Below are 16,432 nucleotides of genomic sequence, written 5' to 3'. Positions count from 1 at the left end.
CCCGCTCTAGCCGAGAGCCTGCTGGAGGTCCGCCAGCAGGTCGTCGACGTTCTCGATGCCGACCGAGATCCGCACCAGGTCGGCCGGGACCTCCAGGGCCGAACCGGCCGCGGACGCGTGCGTCATGCGCCCGGGGTGCTCGATCAGCGACTCGACGCCGCCGAGGGACTCGCCCAGCGTGAACACCTTGGCGCGGTTGCAGACCTCGACCGCCGCCTCCTCGCCGCCCGCCACCCGGAACGACACCATGCCGCCGAACGCCCGCATCTGCTTGGCGGCGACCTCGTGACCGGGGTGGTCCGGCAGGCCCGGGTAGAGGACGGTCGTCACGCGCGCGTGCCGGGTCAGCATGTCGGCGACCTTGGTCGCGTTCTCGCTGTGCCGGTCCATGCGCACCGACAGCGTCTTCGTGCCGCGCAGCACCAGCCAGGAGTCGAACGGCCCGGCGACCGCGCCCATCGCGTTCTGGTGGTACGCCAGCTCCTCGCCGAGTTCCCGGTCGCCGACGATCAGCGCACCGCCGACGACGTCCGAGTGCCCGCCCATGTACTTGGTGAGCGAGTGCACGACGACGTCCGCGCCGAGCGCCAGCGGCTGCTGGAGGTACGGCGTGGCGAAGGTGTTGTCCACGACGAGCCGGGCGCCCGCGTCCCGCGCCACCTGGGCGACGGCCGCGATGTCGGTGATGCCGAGCAGCGGGTTGGAGGGGGTCTCCACCCACACCGCCTTCGTCTTCGGCGTGATCGCGGCCCGTACGGCGGCCGGGTCGCTGGTGTCGGCCACCGACCACTCCACGCCCCACCGGGAGACGACCTTCGCGAACAGTCGGAACGTGCCGCCGTACGCGTCGTTCGGGATGACCACGTGGTCGCCGGGGCTGAGCAGCGTACGCAACAGGCAGTCCTCGGCCGCCAGTCCGGAAGCGAACGCGAGACCCCGGACGCCGCCCTCGAGGGCTGCCAGGTTCTCCTCCAGGGCGGTCCTGGTCGGGTTGGCGCTACGGCTGTACTCGTAGCCGCCGCGCAGGCCGCCGACGCCGTCCTGCTTGTAGGTCGAGACCTGGTAGATCGGCGGGACGACCGCGCCGGTGAGGGGATCGGCGGTGTTGCCCGCGTGGATCGCGAGGGTCTCGAAATGCTGACTGATGTGCCTGTCGCTCATGAGCACCGAGCGTAATGCGCCGGAGGGAAAGGTGCGGGACGGCGGGGTGCCCGGCGTCCCTGCCGCGAGGTTTTCCACAGGGCGACGGAGGGGGTTGGCCAATTGTCGGTGGCGTCTGGAACCCTGGAGGCATGGAAATTCTCTGGGTCCTGATCGCGCTGGTCATGCTCAGCTTCGTGCTGCTGCCGGTCCTGCGGCGCAGGCGCGGCATGATCGAGCAGGTCCCGGCCGGCCACCCCGACGCGGCGGACCCCGCGGACTACGGCTTCGTCCGCGAGGAGGAGCTGGACATCCGCATGCCCGGCCCCGACCAGGACCTGCTCGACGTTCTGAACGTGGTGCAGCGCACCCAGGACTACCGGGCCGCCCAGCAGCTGCTGGCCGGCACCGAGGCCGAGGGCGAGCGGCGCTGGCAGCGCGTGCAGGCCTTCGCCGGCGCGGCCGCGCTGGAGCTTCACCAGCGGCCCGGCGGGGTCAGTGACACACCGGGCGGGCAGTGGCTGCGGGTCTGGCGCGCCGAGGCGCCCAAGGACGCGGGCGGGGCGGCCGTGCACGCCGAGTTCCTCGTGCAGCAGGCATGGCGCACATCGACGCCCGGCACGGACGACTTCCGGATCATCATGGAAGAGGCGAAGGACGCCTGCGGGCAGGCGGCACTGCTCGCCCCCGGTGACCCGATCCCGTACATCGTCGAGCTGTCGGTGGCCCGCGGCCTGGCCTACTCGCAGCAGGAGTTCGAGCAGCTCTGGCTCAAGATCCTGGACCGCGCCCCGGCGCACATGGGCGCGCATCTGGCGGCGCTGCACTACTGGTGCGAGAAGTGGCACGGCTCGCGCGATACGGCGATGTCGTTCGCGGAGGCCGCGGCGGCGCGCGCCCCCCAGGGCTCCCTCCTGGCGGCGATGCCCCTCTTCGCGGTGTTCGAGCACCTCCCCGAGGTGAACCTGGTGACCGGCTTCTACCAGAGCGAGGTCGTGACCAAGGCGATCCACGGCGCCCTCTACGCCGTCCACGCGGCCCGCCCCGGCGATCCCATGCTGGCGCACGTCCGCCATCTCCTCGTCTTCTTCCTGGTGCGCGCCGAGCGCTGGTCCGAGGCGGTGAACCAGCTGATACACGTCGACGGGCACGTGGGCGCGCTCCCCTGGACCCTGTCGGCCGACCCGGCGGGTGAGTTCGCGCTGTACCGCGCGATGGCGGTGGCGGGATACGAGGCGAACGGCGGCAACCCTGCGTCGCTCCCGCACTGAGCCCCGACCTGAGGAGCCCGGACCTGAGGAACCCGAACCGGCCCCGGACCGGAATGCCCCGGGGCGGCCAGTGAGCCCGCGCCTTCCGCCGGGCGCCTAGCGGTCAGTCCTTCGCGCGGGCGGGCAGCCGCCATCCCGGGCGCGGGAAGTGGCACGTGTAGCCGTTCGGGTAACGCTGGAGGTAGTCCTGGTGCTCGGGCTCGGCCTCCCAGAACGGGCCGACCGGCTCCACCTCGGTGACGACCTCGCCCGGCCACAGTCCGGAGGCGTTCACGTCCGCGATCGTGTCCTCGGCGATCCGCTTCTGCTCGTCGTCCACGTAGTAGATCGCCGAGCGGTAGCTGAGACCGATGTCGTTGCCCTGGCGGTTCTTGGTGCTCGGGTCGTGGATCTGGAAGAAGAACTCCAGGATCGTGCGGAAGTCGGTCTTCGCAGGGTCGAAGAGGATCTCGATGGCCTCCGCGTGCGTGCCGTGATCACGGTAGGTCGCGTTCGGCACGTCGCCCCCGGTGTATCCGACCCGGGTCGCCGTCACGCCCGTCTGCCGGCGGATCAGCTCCTCCATCCCCCAGAAGCATCCGCCTGCCAACACTGCCCTCTGCGTCTGCGCAGCCATTACGGCCCTCCAATATCTGTCAGCTCGGTCACTCGGGGCTGCACGGCTCACACTCCACCGGCCTCCCCTGGCCACTCCCCTCAACGCCAGACGGCCCCAGGCGATTCCGCGCCGCTCCGACCGGGCCTGCGCCCACCTGCGGCGGCTGCTCCCAGGCCGGGATCCGAGCTGTCGGCGAGCCGGCCAAGGGAAAACCGGTGGTCTCCCCGATCGGCCCGCCGCACGCTGTACGCCATGGAAGAACCGCAACGCCGGATCCGCGCCCTGTACGGGGAATCCACGATCACCGTCTACCAGGCGTACTCACCGGAGATCGGCGTGCCCGCCGCCCGCGACGGCCGTTTTCCCGCCGCGTGGAAGCGGGACCGGATGACGTGGATCAAGCCGTCGTTCCTGTGGATGATGTACCGCTGCGGCTGGGGTGAGAAGGCCGGGCAGGAGACGGTCCTCGCCGTCGAGATCACCCGTGACGGCTTCGAGTGGGCGCTGCGGCATGCGTGTCTGTCGAGTTACGTGCGCGGAGTGCATCCCGACCGTGCGGCCTGGCAGCGTCAGTTGAAGCGTGCGCCCGCTCGCGTGCAGTGGGATCCCGAGCGGGACCTGCGCCTGCGAGCCCTGCCGTACCGGTCGCTGCAGCTCGGTCTCACCGGGGAGGCCGTACGGCGCTACGCCGACGAGTGGACGGTCGCCGTCCGTGATGTGACGCCGGTCGCCCGCGCGATACGCACCCACGTGACCAGCGGCGACCTCGACGCGGCGGCCGGGCTGCTGCCGCCCGAACGGCCCTACCCGGCCCCTCCCGTCGCCGAATTCGGTTGCCGCTCCCCCGGCCGGGCGGGCTAGATACTGAGCATGGCCGACATTCAGGGCTCGTACGATCATCTGTTCGTCGCGGTTCCGACCGCGTTGGCCGCTTCGCTGGACCGTGGGGACGCCGGTGGTTCCGTGGCGGTCTTCGTGGACGGTGAGCCGGTGGTGGATGTGTGGGGTGGGTTCGCCGACGCGGAGCGGACGGTTCCGTGGGAGCGGGACACCATCGTCAACGTCTGGTCCGTCACGAAGACGATGACCGCCCTGTGCGCCCTGCTGCTGGCCGACCGTGGCGAACTGGATCCGGCCGCGCCCGTCGCCCGGTACTGGCCGGAGTTCGCCGCGGCGGGCAAGGAGGGCGTGCTGGTACGGCATCTCCTCGCGCACACCGCCGGTCTGCCCGACTGGGACGGGCCGGTGGCCGAGCTGTACGACTGGCCGGCCGCCACGGCTCGGCTGGCCGCGCAGGCGCCGCAGTGGGAGCCGGGCACCGCGGCCGGGTATCACTCCCTCACCCAGGGGTTCCTCGTGGGTGAGGTCGTACGCCGGATCACCGGGCGGAGCCCCGGCGAGTTCTTCGCCGCCGAGGTCGCCGGACCGCTGGGCGCGGACTTCCGTATGGGGCTCTCCGCCGAGCACGACCACCGGGTGGCCGGCACTGTCCCGCCGCCGGGACGGGACGGGGACTTTCGCGCGAGCGCACCCGGTGGCGATGCCGTTCCGACCGCGGCCACGCCGATCCGTGTCCGTGACGGGAACAGCGTCGCCTGGCGGCGTGCGCAGATTCCGGCCGCGAGCGGGTACGGCAACGCCCGCTCGGTCGCCCTCGTCCAGTCGGTGATGGCCTGCGGGGGCTCGCTGCGCGGGGTGCGGCTGCTGTCGCAGGCGGGCTGTGACCGTGCGCGCGAGGAGCAGTTCAGCGGCGAGGACCGGGTCCTGGGGATGCCGGTGACGTGGGGTCTCGGCTACGGGATCTTCGGCGGCACCTACGGTTGGGGCGGCTGGGGCGGTTCGCTCGTGATGATCGACCCCGCCGCGCGCATGGCCGTCGCGTACGTGACCAACCAGATGCGCGAGCCGGGCGACGACAACCGGGGACTGGAGATCGTGATGGCCGCCTACGACGGACTCCAAGGACTGTGAGAGACCAGTGCGCCCCTCCAGAACGGAACTCCAGGAGCATGACCAGATGGTGAAGTGGACCGCCGGAATCCCCTCCCTGGAGCGGCCGGACCCCGAAGCGGGGCTTTCCGAGTACCAGTTGGCCATGCGGGACCGGCTGCTGGCCGCGCCGGTGGTGGCCGCGCCGGCGCCCTGGCGGGCCGTCTTCGGTTCCTCCCTCGCCCCCGTCGGCGGGCTGCTCGGGATCGGGTTCGCCGTGCATCCGGGCAGTGGGAACGACCTGGTGATGGTCGTCTCGCAGGACGGCCATGGCCTCTTCGACGCCGTCACCGGCGAGAAGATCGCCCGCGACCGCGACCCCGCGCCCGAGGACGGCACGCCCGACGAGAGCGAGGACCTGTCGTGTCCGGGGCTGGGGCCGATCGCCGGCACCAGAGTGCACATCGCGGGCCTGTTCGGCGGAGGGCTGCACTCCGGCACCGGGGACGGCTGGTCGGTGGAGGTCGTCCAGCCGGCCTGGCCGAACGAACGCGTCCTGCTCTCCCACGGCGACGGACTGCCGCACCACGGCCCGCACGGCGAGAAGTGGTGGCACGTCTTCCACTCGAGCTACTCCACACTCCGCGCCGTCGGTTTCTCCCCCTCCGGACGCACCCTCGCCGTCGCGACCAGCAGTGACGTGACCCTGTGGAGCCGTGGCGGTGGGTGAGGACCTGGCACGCCTCTGGCGGGAGCGGCACCCGTCCGTCCCGCCCGTCGCGCACACCTTCCGCACCGTGTTCGCCGACCGGTGGGTGCGTTTCCACAGCCTCCCCGAGTCGAAGCGCCACCCGGAGTCCGAGGACGAGTACGCGATCGTGCTGCACCGCCACAACACCGTGCTCGACGAACTCTTCGGGGAGCAGGAGGTGTTCGTGGTGACCAGCGACTGGTCGTCCACCGCGGGCGGGCCCGCCGGCTTTCCCACCCCGCGCCGGGAACTGCACCCGGACGGTGTCCTGTGGTGGACGGAGCCGGACCTGTCGGGCCCGGACCCGGGGTTCCACACCTACTCCCGTTTCTACGCCGACCGCCGGCCGTGGCGGCGCGGCTGTGTCGACGACCTGCTGCGGGCCGTCGCGGACGAGGAGATCGTCGACGTCTTCCTCACCGACACCGGTCTGCGCCGCGTCCACCACCCGTACGACGGCGGCGCGGACGCCGTCCTGACCACCCCCGCGGAACGGGACCGCCTGCGCGCCCGCCACCGCGACTGGCTCTCCCGCCACCCCTCCGGCTGCTGACCCCGGCAACCGCCGAAGGCTGCCCCTCCCGAAAAACGGGAGCGCGCGGCCGCCCGGTCATGAGTTACTACGCGTCATCCGTACAACCCGGGGGGAGATCCGCATGAGTGGCAGCAGTGACGTGTTCCTGATCGGCGGCGGCAGTGACGAGTCGGCCGCCGAAGCGGTCTACGGCCCGTTCCTGCGCGCCGCCTCGGCGGCCGTGCCCCGCGTGCTGTGCGTCCTCGTCGACGAGGGCGCCGGCGCCGATCTCTTCGCCCGGTACGACACGCTGCTGCGCAAGGCCGGCGACTGCACGCCGGTGCCGCTGCTGCTGCCGCTCGGGGAGCCGTTCGAGCCGGGGGCGCTGACGGCGGACGTGGACGCGCTGCTGGTGTGCGGTGGGCTGACGCCGGCGTACCACGAGGCGTTCGGCGGGAGTCTCGACACCCTGCCCGCGCTGCTCGCGCAGCGGGGTGTGCCGTACGCCGGTTTCTCCGCGGGGGCCGTGATCGCGGCCCGGCACGCGGTGCTCGGCGGCTGGCTGGTGGACGGGGTGGCGGTGTGCCCGCCGGACACCGCGGAGGACCTGGAGGAGGTCGAGGTGCGGCCCGGACTCGGGCTCGTGCCGTTCGGCGTGGATGTGCACGCGGCACAGTGGGGGACGCTGGCGCGGCTGGCCGCGGTCGTGGCGGACGGGTGGCTGGCGCACGGGGTCGCCGTCGACGAGAACACGGTGGTGCGGGTCGCGGACGGACGGGCGCATGTCGCCGGACCGGGCCGCGCCCACTCCGTACGCCCGGCGCCGGCCGGCGGAGTCCTCGTCCGGTCCTACGGCGCCGGCGACTCCTTCCCCGCAGACTGAGCCCGGCCACCGCCCCCGACCGGTCCCTGCACCCACCCTCCGGAATCACCCCCTCCGGAATCCGCCCCTCCGACTCCAGTCAAGGCGACCGGCGTGATCACCTCCCCCGGCGCGATGCCGGCCGTCTCGGTCGCGGGCGGGCTCGGCGCGGCGGCTCTCTTGTACGCCCTCGCCTGGCGCCGGGGGATGCACCCGCACCGGTTCGTGCTGACCGGGGTCGGCGTCGGCGTGGCCCTCTCCTCGGTCGTGCAGCTCTATCTCACCGGCATCGAGCTGGAGGCCGCCGAGCAGATCAAGCTGTGGCTCACCGGCAGCCTCAACGGGCGCGGCTGGGACCAGGCAGGTCCGCTCGCCACCGTGCTGCTGTTCGCCGTGCCCACGCTGGTGTGGGCGGGCCGGGCGGTACGGCCGCTGGGGCTCGACCCGAACACGGCCGCCGCGCTCGGCGTGCGGGTGGACCGGGTGCGGCTCGGCCTGACGGTCCTGGGGGTGGTCCTCGCCGCGACGGCGACCGGGGCGGCCGGGCCCATCGGCTTCTTCGCCCCTCACCGCGCCCCAGCTGGCCCGCCGCCTCACCCGTACGCCCCACCTGCCGCTGCTGACCTCGGCGCGGACCGGCGCGGCCGTTCTGGTCGGCGCCGATCTGGCCGCCCGTACGCTGCCGCCCCCGCTGGAGATCCCGGTCGGCGCGCTGACCGCGCTCGTCGGGGGGCCGTACCTGCTGTGGCTGCTGGGCCGGCGGCGGTCCGGCGGATGACGTACGACGAGGGCCCCCGGCATGCCTGCGGCCGGGGGCCCGTCGTGAGGTGACCAGGTGACGCGGAAGGTCAGATGGTCGCCGTGTCGATCACGAAGCGGTAGCGGACGTCGCTGGCCAGCACCCGCTCGTAGGCCTCGTTGATCTCGGAGGCGCTGATCAGCTCGATCTCCGCGCCGAAGCCGTGCTCGGCGCAGAAGTCCAGCATCTCCTGGGTCTCCTGGATGCCGCCTATGCCGGAGCCGGCGAGGGTCTTGCGGCCGCCGATCACCGAGAACAGGTTGAGCGCGACGGGCTCCTCGGGGGCGCCGACGTTCACGAAGGCGCCGTCCGTCCTCAGCAGGGCCAGGTAGGCGTCCAGGTCGAGCGGGGCGGAGACGGTGGAGAGGATCAGGTCGAAGGTGCCGGCCAGTTCCCTGAAGGTCTCCGGGTCGCTGGTGGCGTAGTAGTGGGCGGCGCCCAGCTTGAGGCCGTCGTCCTTCTTGCGCAGCGACTGGGACAGCACGGTCACCTCGGCGCCGAGGGCGTGCGCGATCTTGACGCCCATGTGGCCCAGACCGCCCATGCCGAGGACGGCGACCTTCTTGCCGGGCCCGGCGTTCCAGTGCTTCAGGGGGGAGTAGGTGGTGATGCCGGCGCAGAGCAGCGGGGCGGCCACGTCGAGGGCGAGGCCGTCGGGTATGCGGACGACGTAGTTCTCGTCGACGACGATCTTCTCGGCGTAGCCGCCGTACGTGGGCTCGCCGTCCTTGCCGACGGCGTTGTACGTGCCGACGCTGCCGCCGGTGCAGTACTGCTCCAGGCCGGCCTTGCAGTTGTCGCACTCACGGCAGGAGTCGACGAGGCAGCCGACGCCCACGCGGTCGCCGACGGCGAACTTCGTCACACCGGGGCCGACCTCGGTGACGACGCCGGCGATCTCGTGGCCGGGCACCATCGGGAAGATGGCCTCGCCCCAGCCCTCGCGGGCCTGGTGGATGTCGGAGTGGCAGATGCCGGCGAACTTGATGTCGATCAGGACGTCGAACTCGCGGACCTCTCGTCGCTCGATCGTCGTGCGCTCGAGCGGAGCCTTGGCGGAGGGGGCGGCGTACGCAGCAACAGTGGTCATGCCGGGGATTCTCCTAGCGGGTCGTACGCCCGGTCTGCCTTCGGACCGGGCACGACGTCCAGCCTGCCCTGTTTCCCGGCGTCCACCCAGGCCTCACCTGTGCCTACGTTCGCTGTGCCTACCACTGGCGGGGTCAGGATCGCCTGCGTACGACCGTGAATACTGGACGCATGGACGAACAGGCCGAAGCCGTACCGCAGCCCGGCGGGCGGCTGGACCGGCGCGCCGAACTCAGCGAGTTCCTGCGCACCCGGCGCGCCCGGCTGAAGCCGGAGGACGTGGGGCTGCCCGACTTCGGACGGCACCGGCGGGTGCCGGGGCTGCGGCGCGAGGAGCTGGCCCAGCTGGCCGGGGTGTCGGTGGCGTACTACACGCGCCTGGAGCAGGGCAACGGGCGGAACGTGTCGGCCGAGGTGCTGGACTCCATCGCCCGCGCGCTCCGGCTGACCGACGCCGAGCACGCCCACCTGACCCATCTCGCCAAGCCGAAGCAGCACAAGAAGAAGCCGACGACGCGGTCCCAGCAGGTGCGGCCGGCGCTGCGGCAGCTGCTGGACCTGATGGACGGGGTGCCCGCGTACATCGTCGGGCGGCGGTCGGAGATCCTCGCCTGGAACCGGATGGCGGCGGCCGTCTTCGGGGACTGGGGCGAGCTGCCGGTCGCCGAGCGGAACTGGGCGCGGCTGGTGTTCCTGCGGCCCGACTACCGCGACCTGTTCGTGGACTGGGAGCAGAAGGCGATCGACATCGTGTGCACGCTGCGGATGGACGCCGGCTGCTATCCGGACGACCCACGGCTGTCGGCGCTGGTGGGCGAGTTGTCGGTCAAGAGCGAGGACTTCCGGCGGCTGTGGGCGACCCACGACGTCAAGGAGAAGTCCTACGGCGTGAAGCTGCTGCACCATCCGCTGGTGGGCGACCTGTCCCTGAACTTCGAGGGGTTCCAGCTGCTCGGCGAGAGCGAGCAGTCGATGGTGTCGTACCACGCGGACCCGGACTCCCCCTCTGCGGAGGCTCTCCGCCTCCTGGCCAGCTGGGGCGCCGACCCGGGCCGCCTGGGCTCCGCCGGTCCCAGGCCGCCGCTGTCGGCCTGAAGCGCGCCGAGCCGCCCGTTCGGTCCTGGTACGGCGGTGCCGCGCCCCAGCTCCAGAGCGGGACCGGCTGGTCGGCCGACGGTTCGGCGTCGGGGCCGGAGAAGTGGACGGCGAGGCGGGTGCCCCAGTCGATGTCGGCGAGGAACGCGGTGCGGAACTCGGCGTCGGTGGGCAGGCCCGCCTCGTCGGCGGTGTCGTGGACGAGGTCGACCCGGCGGCGCCGCTGGGGCTCGGTGATGCCGCGGCCGAAGTGCTCGGCGACCATGTGGCCGTGGCCGCCCCGGGTCTCCGAGTAGGCCGGGGGGGCCGCCGAAGACCTCCGCGAGCCAGAGGGCGGCGTGCTCGGCGTGCTCGGCGGCGGGGCCCGCGAAGACGGCGGCGAGGAGGTCGTCCTTGGTGACTTTGGCGTAGGAGGTCTCGCTGAGGCGGGAGAAGGCCTCGGCGCCGCCCGCCCAGGCGTCGAGGGTGGGCGCGGCGGCGCCACCGCCGTGATCGGTGGCGCCCCGGCGTCCCGGCCGGATGGGGCTCGGCCGTCACGCCACCGCTTCCCCGCCCGGAGGTTGATGCCGACGATCCGGGATGCCTCCGCGTGGCTCACACCGCTGCATGAGCTGAAGGCAGACGCGCCGTTCCTCGGTCGGGGAACGGCGCCCCCGGTTGACCGAACGGTCCCGGACCTCGAAGTCCATCGCACACCCCGAGCAGGGGTGTTGCGACGACCACGAGATCCAAACTGCTGCTCCGGGGGCCGTTCGCTCAGCGCTCGGCGGGCCGGGTCACGGGGACGCCGTACCGCGTGGGGGGAACCGCGCGGTCAGGAGCCCGCGTTCTCCTTCACCGTGATCTTGCCCTTGCGGATCGTGGCCACGCGCGGGGCCTTCCTCGCGATCGCGGAGTCGTGGGTGACCATGATGAAGGTCAGGCCGTGCTCCTTCCACATGGTGTGCAGTACGTCCATGATCTCGTCGCGCATGCCCTCGTCGAGGTTGCCGGTCGGCTCGTCGGCGAGCAGCACCTTGGGCTGCTTCACCAGCGCGCGGGCGATGGCGACGCGCTGCTGCTGGCCGCCGGACATCTCGCCGGGGATGTGTCCGAGCCGCTCGCCGAGGCCGACCGACTTCAGTGCCTCGGCGGCCCGTTCGCGCCGCTCCTTGGCCTTCACGCCGAGCGGGACGAGGGCGGTCTCGACGTTCTCCTGCGCGGTGAGCGTCGGGATGAGGTTGAAGGACTGGAAGACGAAGCCGATGTTCTCGCTGCGCACCTTGGTCAGCCTGGCCTCGGACAGCTTGGCCAGATCGGTGCCGTCGAGGACGACCTCGCCCTCGCTGGGCCGGTCGAGCCCGCCGATCATCTGGAGGAGGGTGGACTTGCCGCCTCCGGTGGGGCCCTGGATGACGAGCCGGTCGCCGTCCGGGATGGTCAGGTCGACACCGGCGAGGGCGTGGACGGTGTCCTTGCCGCGGGTGTAGCGCTTGGTGACGCCTCTGAGTTCGTACATGGGGACAACAACTCCTGAGGTAGGTGAGGGGGTTGGCTACTCGACGCGGCGCAGCGCGTCGGCCGGCCGCAGCCGGGACGCCCGCCAGCCGCCGAACGCCCCCGCGATCAGACCGCCGGCGACGGCAAGTCCGACCGCCACGGCCACCGTCGTGACGCTGACCGGCGCCGTCAGCGCCACGTCGAGCGTGCGGGCCGCCGCCTGTCGGCCGCCGCCGAAGCCGCCACCGCCGCCGGGACCGCCCTGGCCGCCGCCGGTGCCGCCGCCCATCTCGGCCTGGAGGGTGGGGCTGACGGCGGTCACCACGTAGGCGCCGCCGAGGCCGAGCGCGATGCCCAGGGCGCCGCCGAGGAGGCCGTTGACCATCGCCTCGCCCACGACCTGACCGGTGACCCGGCCGGACTTCCAGCCCAGGGCCTTGAGCGTGCCGAACTCCCGCACGCGCCGGGACACCGCCGAGGAGGTGAGCAGTCCGGCGACCAGGAACGCGGCGACGAGCACCGCGATGGACAGCCACTTGCCGACGCTGGTGGCCAGCGAGGAGGCCGTGGAGAGGGAGCCGGAGACGGTGTCGGCGAGGTCGGCGGAGGTCGTCACCGTCGTACCCGAGACGTTCTTCTGGATCGCGGACTTGACGCTGTCGATCTTCTGGGAGTCGGTCGCCTGGACGTAGATCGTGGTGACCTTGTCCTTGGAGTCGCTGAGCGTCTGAGCCTGCGTCAGCGGGATGTAGACGTTGGCGGCGGAGTCCCCGCTGTCGGCGGTGGCGATGCCGATGACGCTGTACTTGACGCTCTTGATGGTGACCGTCGAACCGGCTTTGAGCTTCTTCTCCTTGGCGTAGGCCGAGTCCACGACGGCGACCTTGGCGTTCGCCTCGGTGGTCTTGAAGGTACGGCCACTGGTGATCTTGGAGGAGGTCAGCGGGCCGAGCGCGGGCTCGGTGACGTCGGTGCCGAAGACCGAGTAGTTGTCGACGTCGAAGTTCGCGCCGCCGCCCTGGACCTCGCCCTGCGGCTGGCCGGTGCCGCCGCCGGGTCCGCCCTGCCCGCCGCCTCCCTCACCCTGCTGGAACTGACCGCGGGTGAACTGGCCGTTCACCTTGATGACCTGGAGGCTCAGCCCGCCGACCGCGTCGGAGACGCCGCTCTGCTTGCCGACCTCGGTGACGGTGGCGGCCGACAGGGTCTGGAAGCCCTGGACCATGACGCGGTCGCTGCTCTGCTCGGCGTCGGAGTCGCCGTCCTGCGCGTCGAACTGGAAGCGCGGACGCTCGGAGGTGTCGGCGGTGGGCGCGGCCGCCTTGGTGACCGTCATGTCCGTGCCCAGGCCGTACAGGGACTGGAGGACCTTGTCCTGGGCCTTCCCCATGCCGGAGGAGACGGAGGTGACGACGATGACGAGCGCGATGCCCAGGGCCAGTCCGGAGGCGACGACGAGGGCCGCTTTTCTGCGGCGGCGCAGTTCGCGCCTCAGGTAGGTGAAGAACATGGCCGCAAGCTAGGTACGGCCCGTGATGAAGCCATAAGGCTGAGATAAGAGGAGCATGAGAAGGCTGTGCCCGGCCCCGGAAACACCGATGCCGCCCCTGGGGGCGGCATCGGAAGACTGCGAGCGGGATGTGCGTCAGGCGGCCGAACCGGCCTTCCACTGCGCCCAGTCCATGTTCCAGCCGTTGAGGCCGTTGTCCGGCGAGACGGTCTTGTCGCCGGTGTTCTGGACCACGACGACGTCACCGACGATCGAGCTGTTGTAGAACCAGGCGGCCGGCGTGTTCGGGTCGTCGGCGCCCTTGGTGTCGGACAGGCCGACGCAGCCGTGGCTGGTGTTCACCGAGCCGAAGATGGACTTCGCGCCCCAGTAGTTGCCGTGCAGGAAGGTGCCGGAGCTGGTCAGACGCATGGCGTGCGGCACGTCCTTGATGTCGTACTCGCCCTTGCCGTCGTCGTCGGTGAAGCCGACCGTCGCGCCGTTCATCCGGGTCTCCTTGAACTTCTCGGAGATCACCATCTGGCCCTCGTACGTCTTGTTGTCGGGCGAGCCGGCCGAGATCGGGATGGTCCGCACGGTCTTGCCGTCCTGCGTGACCTTCATCTGCTTGGTCTTCGCGTCGACGTACGTGACCTGGTTGCGGCCGATCTTGAAGGTGACGGTCTTCTGCTGGACTCCGAAGACCCCGTCGGCACCCTCGACACCGTCGAGCGCGAGCTTCAGCGTGACGGTGGAGTTCTCCTGCCAGTAGTCCTCGGGCCGGCAGTCCATGCGGGTGGTGCTGAACCAGTGGCAGACGACTTCCTGGCCGCTGGTGGTGTTGACCGTGACGCCCTTCTGGACGGCGGCCTTGTTGGTGATCTCCTTGTTGAAGTTGATGGAGACCGGCATGCCCACGCCGACGGTCGAGCCGTCCTCCGGCGTGAAGTTGCCTATGAAGCTGTTGTCCGGGGAGACCGTGGTGAAGGAGGCGTTCTCGTGGGCCTCCAGGCCCTTGGCGTCCTTCGCGGTCGCCGCCAGCTTGTAGGTGGTCGAGCGCTCCAGCTGGACGCCGGGCTTCCAGCTGGTCTTGTCGGCGGACAGCTCGCCCGCCACCGTGCTGCCGTCGGCCGCGGTCATCGTCACCTGGGTGAGCGTGCCCTTGCTCACGGTGACGGTCGCGGAGTTGTTGATGGAGGCGTTGTTCGAGCCGTCCGCAGGTGTGATCTTGATCTGGGCCTCGGAGGACTTCTGGGCCGCCGCCTCGTCGGCCTTGGCCTGCGAGGAGCTGCCTCCGCCGTCGGCGGCGTCACTGTCGCCGCCGGAGCACGCAGAGAGCACCAGAACACCGCCGAGCAGTGCGGACGCGGTCATGAGACCCTTGCGCCGCCTACTGTCCGTCATCACACGCTTCTCCATCGTCGCCGATTCCCGGTAACCGGGAGTCCCCGTCAAGACCTTCAACGCTACGACCGGTTCGCCCCGTTCCACATATGTCACATGTGTGGGCCACACCACGTCCGCGGGCGCTCGGTCCCCCGTCCGGGGCCCCTGGTGCGGGTGTCGGTCAATGCGTCCTGTGAGACGACGAAACCCCGGGCGGCGGTTGCCGTCCCGGGGTCATCAATTCCCCGGGAAGCTCAGCCGATGCCGCCCGCGCGGCCGTCCCCTTCGGCGTCCGCCGCGCCGTCCTCGCCGTCCTCGCCGTCATCATCCTCGTCGAGATCCCAGCCGGGCGAATCGGGGTCGTAGTCGACGGGCTCGGTGGACCAGGAGGCCTGTTGGAGTTCCACGCCGGGGATCTCGCTGACCAGGTCGAACGGGTCCACGAGACAGGCGAGGGCCTCGGCGGTGTCTTCCGTCACAGCGCTCTCCGCATGCGCGCGCTCGCTCTCCGGCATCCCCGGGTCGGCGGCCTCCTCCGCGAGTCGCCGCAGTGCCGCCTTGGTGAGGGCGCCCTCGTCGTCGATCTCCAGGACGAGTTCGACACGAAGGCGGACAAATCGTGATGTCTTTTCAGAAGTCATGCACGGAGCGTACGACTGACGGCTCCCGCGACTTTCCCGCGACCCGGGACTTTCATTAGCATCGGTCCACACGGCCAATTCGCCAGCACCACAAGGGGATCGATATTCCGTGTCATCCGCTCGCCGTCCCTTGCTGACCGCCACCGCCGCGGGAACCCTGCTGGGTGCTCTGTGGTTCGTCCCGAACGCCCAGGCGACCCAGGACGAGCCGATGAGAACGGCCGTGACGACGCAGGTCACCACCCAGGCGCGGGCCGCGTCCACGGACAGCGCAGGCACCGCCCTCACCGGCGACACCTCCGACAGCACCTCCGGCGGCACCCGCCTCGCGGACACCGGAAGCTTCGACACCACCCCGTACATCGTGGGCGGGACCGGCCTCCTCGCGCTCGGCGCCGGCTTCGTCGTGTATTCGGTTCGCCGGGAACGTCTGGGTTTCTGAATTGATTTGACGCTTCCTTGACGAAACCCTCATAGTCCGCTCATGAAGAGATCATCGGGGGCGCGGCTGTGCGCCACGGCTGCTGTGGGCGCACTGTCGCTCGTCCTCATCACGGGCTGCTCGGACGACGGGTCGAAGAAGGACTCCAAGGGATCCTCGAAGGGTTCCGACTCCTCCTCCTCGGCGTCCTCGGCCCCGGCCGCGAAGGCGCTGACCGCGGCCGAGCTGGAGAAGCTGCTCCTCGCCCAGGGCGAGGTCAAGGGCTACAAGGTCGACGCGGGTGACGACACCCTGCCGAAGTCGAAGTCGGAAGTGAAGACGGACAAGCCGGCGTGCGACCCGCTCGCGTGGGCGACGGCCGGTCTGGCTCCGGGCGAGACGGCCGCGAACGCGAGCAACTCCGTCGCCGAGGACAAGGTTTCGGGCGCCACGGCGCAGCCGGAGGACCTGGCCGACGCCTTCGACATCGACATGACGTTCGTGGGCCTGTCCTCGTACGAGGGCGACGGCGCCGAGAAGGCCATGAAGGCCCTCTCCGACGGCGTGACCGCCTGCTCCGCCGGGTACGGCCTGGCCACCGGCGGCGAGAACTCCAAGGTCACCAAGGTGGTCTCGGAGAAGGGCTCTGGGCTGGGCGACGAGTCGGTCGCGTTCTCCGAGGACGTCGACATGGACGGTGAGGGCTCGGCCACCTTCCACACGGACGTCGTGCGCAAGGGCAACACCATCGCCACGTTCTACACGGTGAACTTCGCCTCGCTCGGCTCGGGCAAGGCCGCCGACATCCCGGCCGCCGTGGTCCAGGCGCAGGTCGCCAAGCTCAAGTAGGCACACCGGTAACCACGTCGGGGGGCGGGCCCCCCGCCCCCCCCCCCCCGGGGCGGGGGCCCCCCCCCGCGACAGACGGCCGCGGGGCATCGGGGGCGGCCCCCCCCCGCCCGACCCCC

The 16,432-nt window shown here is 71.2% G+C and carries 16 protein-coding genes and 2 pseudogenes; 10 read left to right on the top strand and 8 right to left on the bottom strand.

Annotated features, from left to right (window positions below):
* Nucleotides 1-6 precede the first annotated feature (6 nt).
* Complete coding sequence (locus ACFWJX_RS28415) at nt 7-1,161, bottom strand: cystathionine gamma-synthase (RefSeq protein WP_383248690.1); 1,155 nt, start codon at nt 1,159-1,161, stop codon at nt 7-9.
* Nucleotides 1,162-1,292: 131 nt separating this feature from the next.
* Between ACFWJX_RS28415 and ACFWJX_RS28410 the strand changes: the two genes are divergently transcribed.
* Nucleotides 1,293-2,411: a hypothetical protein gene (locus tag ACFWJX_RS28410; RefSeq protein ID WP_383248688.1), complete on the top strand. Its 1,119-nt coding sequence runs from the start codon at nt 1,293-1,295 to the stop codon at nt 2,409-2,411.
* A 103-nt stretch (nt 2,412-2,514) separates the two neighbouring features.
* On the opposite strand, the gene msrA is transcribed toward ACFWJX_RS28410, so the two are convergent.
* Nucleotides 2,515-3,027: a peptide-methionine (S)-S-oxide reductase MsrA gene (msrA, locus tag ACFWJX_RS28405; protein WP_383248686.1), complete on the bottom strand. Its 513-nt coding sequence runs from the start codon at nt 3,025-3,027 to the stop codon at nt 2,515-2,517.
* A 234-nt stretch (nt 3,028-3,261) separates the two neighbouring features.
* On the opposite strand from msrA, the gene ACFWJX_RS28400 reads away from it, so the two are divergent.
* From ACFWJX_RS28400 to ACFWJX_RS28375, 6 genes and pseudogenes are all read left to right on the top strand, one after another.
* Nucleotides 3,262-3,870, top strand: coding sequence for a DUF4291 domain-containing protein (locus ACFWJX_RS28400; protein ID WP_383248684.1), 609 nt, complete (start codon nt 3,262-3,264; stop codon nt 3,868-3,870).
* 9 nt (nt 3,871-3,879) lie between these two features.
* Complete coding sequence (locus ACFWJX_RS28395) at nt 3,880-4,980, top strand: serine hydrolase domain-containing protein (RefSeq protein ID WP_383248682.1); 1,101 nt, start codon at nt 3,880-3,882, stop codon at nt 4,978-4,980.
* Nucleotides 4,981-5,026: 46 nt separating this feature from the next.
* On the top strand, nt 5,027-5,668 hold the full coding sequence (locus ACFWJX_RS28390) for a hypothetical protein (RefSeq protein WP_383248680.1): 642 nt from the start codon (nt 5,027-5,029) through the stop codon (nt 5,666-5,668).
* The gene (locus ACFWJX_RS28385; RefSeq protein ID WP_383248678.1) at nt 5,661-6,242 is read left to right on the top strand and encodes a hypothetical protein; all 582 of its coding nucleotides are present in this window, start codon (nt 5,661-5,663) and stop codon (nt 6,240-6,242) included. The genes ACFWJX_RS28390 and ACFWJX_RS28385 overlap by 8 nt, the downstream gene beginning before the upstream one ends.
* Before the next feature lie 103 nt (nt 6,243-6,345).
* A complete protein-coding gene (locus tag ACFWJX_RS28380; RefSeq protein WP_383248676.1) occupies nt 6,346-7,086 on the top strand; it encodes a hypothetical protein in 741 nt (246 codons plus the stop codon).
* An 84-nt stretch (nt 7,087-7,170) separates the two neighbouring features.
* Nucleotides 7,171-7,843, top strand: a pseudogene (locus ACFWJX_RS28375) (FecCD family ABC transporter permease); the annotation flags it as partial.
* 70 nt (nt 7,844-7,913) lie between these two features.
* Here ACFWJX_RS28375 and ACFWJX_RS28370 read toward each other — a convergent pair.
* Nucleotides 7,914-8,954, bottom strand: a complete 1,041-nt coding sequence (locus ACFWJX_RS28370) for an NAD(P)-dependent alcohol dehydrogenase (RefSeq protein ID WP_383248674.1) — start codon at nt 8,952-8,954, stop codon at nt 7,914-7,916.
* A gap of 170 nt (nt 8,955-9,124) precedes the next feature.
* Here ACFWJX_RS28370 and ACFWJX_RS28365 point away from each other — a divergent pair, with 170 nt between their 5' ends.
* Nucleotides 9,125-10,048: a helix-turn-helix domain-containing protein gene (locus ACFWJX_RS28365; RefSeq protein WP_383248672.1), complete on the top strand. Its 924-nt coding sequence runs from the start codon at nt 9,125-9,127 to the stop codon at nt 10,046-10,048.
* 25 nt (nt 10,049-10,073) lie between these two features.
* Here the strand turns inward: ACFWJX_RS28365 and ACFWJX_RS28360 are convergent.
* From ACFWJX_RS28360 to ACFWJX_RS28340, 5 genes and pseudogenes are all read right to left on the bottom strand, one after another.
* Nucleotides 10,074-10,536, bottom strand: a pseudogene (locus ACFWJX_RS28360) (group II truncated hemoglobin); the annotation flags it as partial.
* Between the two features lie 326 nt (nt 10,537-10,862).
* A complete protein-coding gene (locus ACFWJX_RS28355; RefSeq protein WP_383248670.1) occupies nt 10,863-11,546 on the bottom strand; it encodes an ABC transporter ATP-binding protein in 684 nt (227 codons plus the stop codon).
* A 36-nt stretch (nt 11,547-11,582) separates the two neighbouring features.
* Complete coding sequence (locus ACFWJX_RS28350) at nt 11,583-13,037, bottom strand: ABC transporter permease (RefSeq protein WP_383248669.1); 1,455 nt, start codon at nt 13,035-13,037, stop codon at nt 11,583-11,585.
* A 135-nt stretch (nt 13,038-13,172) separates the two neighbouring features.
* Entirely contained in the window at nt 13,173-14,420 is a 1,248-nt protein-coding gene (locus ACFWJX_RS28345) for an Ig-like domain-containing protein (RefSeq protein WP_383248667.1), read from the bottom strand.
* A 236-nt stretch (nt 14,421-14,656) separates the two neighbouring features.
* Nucleotides 14,657-15,043: a hypothetical protein gene (locus ACFWJX_RS28340; protein ID WP_383248665.1), complete on the bottom strand. Its 387-nt coding sequence runs from the start codon at nt 15,041-15,043 to the stop codon at nt 14,657-14,659.
* A 109-nt stretch (nt 15,044-15,152) separates the two neighbouring features.
* On the opposite strand from ACFWJX_RS28340, the gene ACFWJX_RS28335 reads away from it, so the two are divergent.
* The gene (locus tag ACFWJX_RS28335; RefSeq protein ID WP_383248663.1) at nt 15,153-15,485 is read left to right on the top strand and encodes an LAETG motif-containing sortase-dependent surface protein; all 333 of its coding nucleotides are present in this window, start codon (nt 15,153-15,155) and stop codon (nt 15,483-15,485) included.
* Between the two features lie 42 nt (nt 15,486-15,527).
* Nucleotides 15,528-16,313 (top strand): hypothetical protein, encoded by a 786-nt coding sequence (locus ACFWJX_RS28330; protein ID WP_383248661.1) that lies wholly within the window; start codon nt 15,528-15,530, stop codon nt 16,311-16,313.
* The last annotated feature ends 119 nt before the right edge of the window (nt 16,314-16,432 follow it).

Source organism: Streptomyces sp. NPDC058335 (assembly GCF_042723915.1).
Taxonomy (GTDB): Bacteria; Actinomycetota; Actinomycetes; order Streptomycetales; family Streptomycetaceae; genus Streptomyces.
The sequence above is the reverse complement of the archived record's forward strand: the minus strand, read 5'-3'. Positions and strand labels throughout refer to the sequence as shown.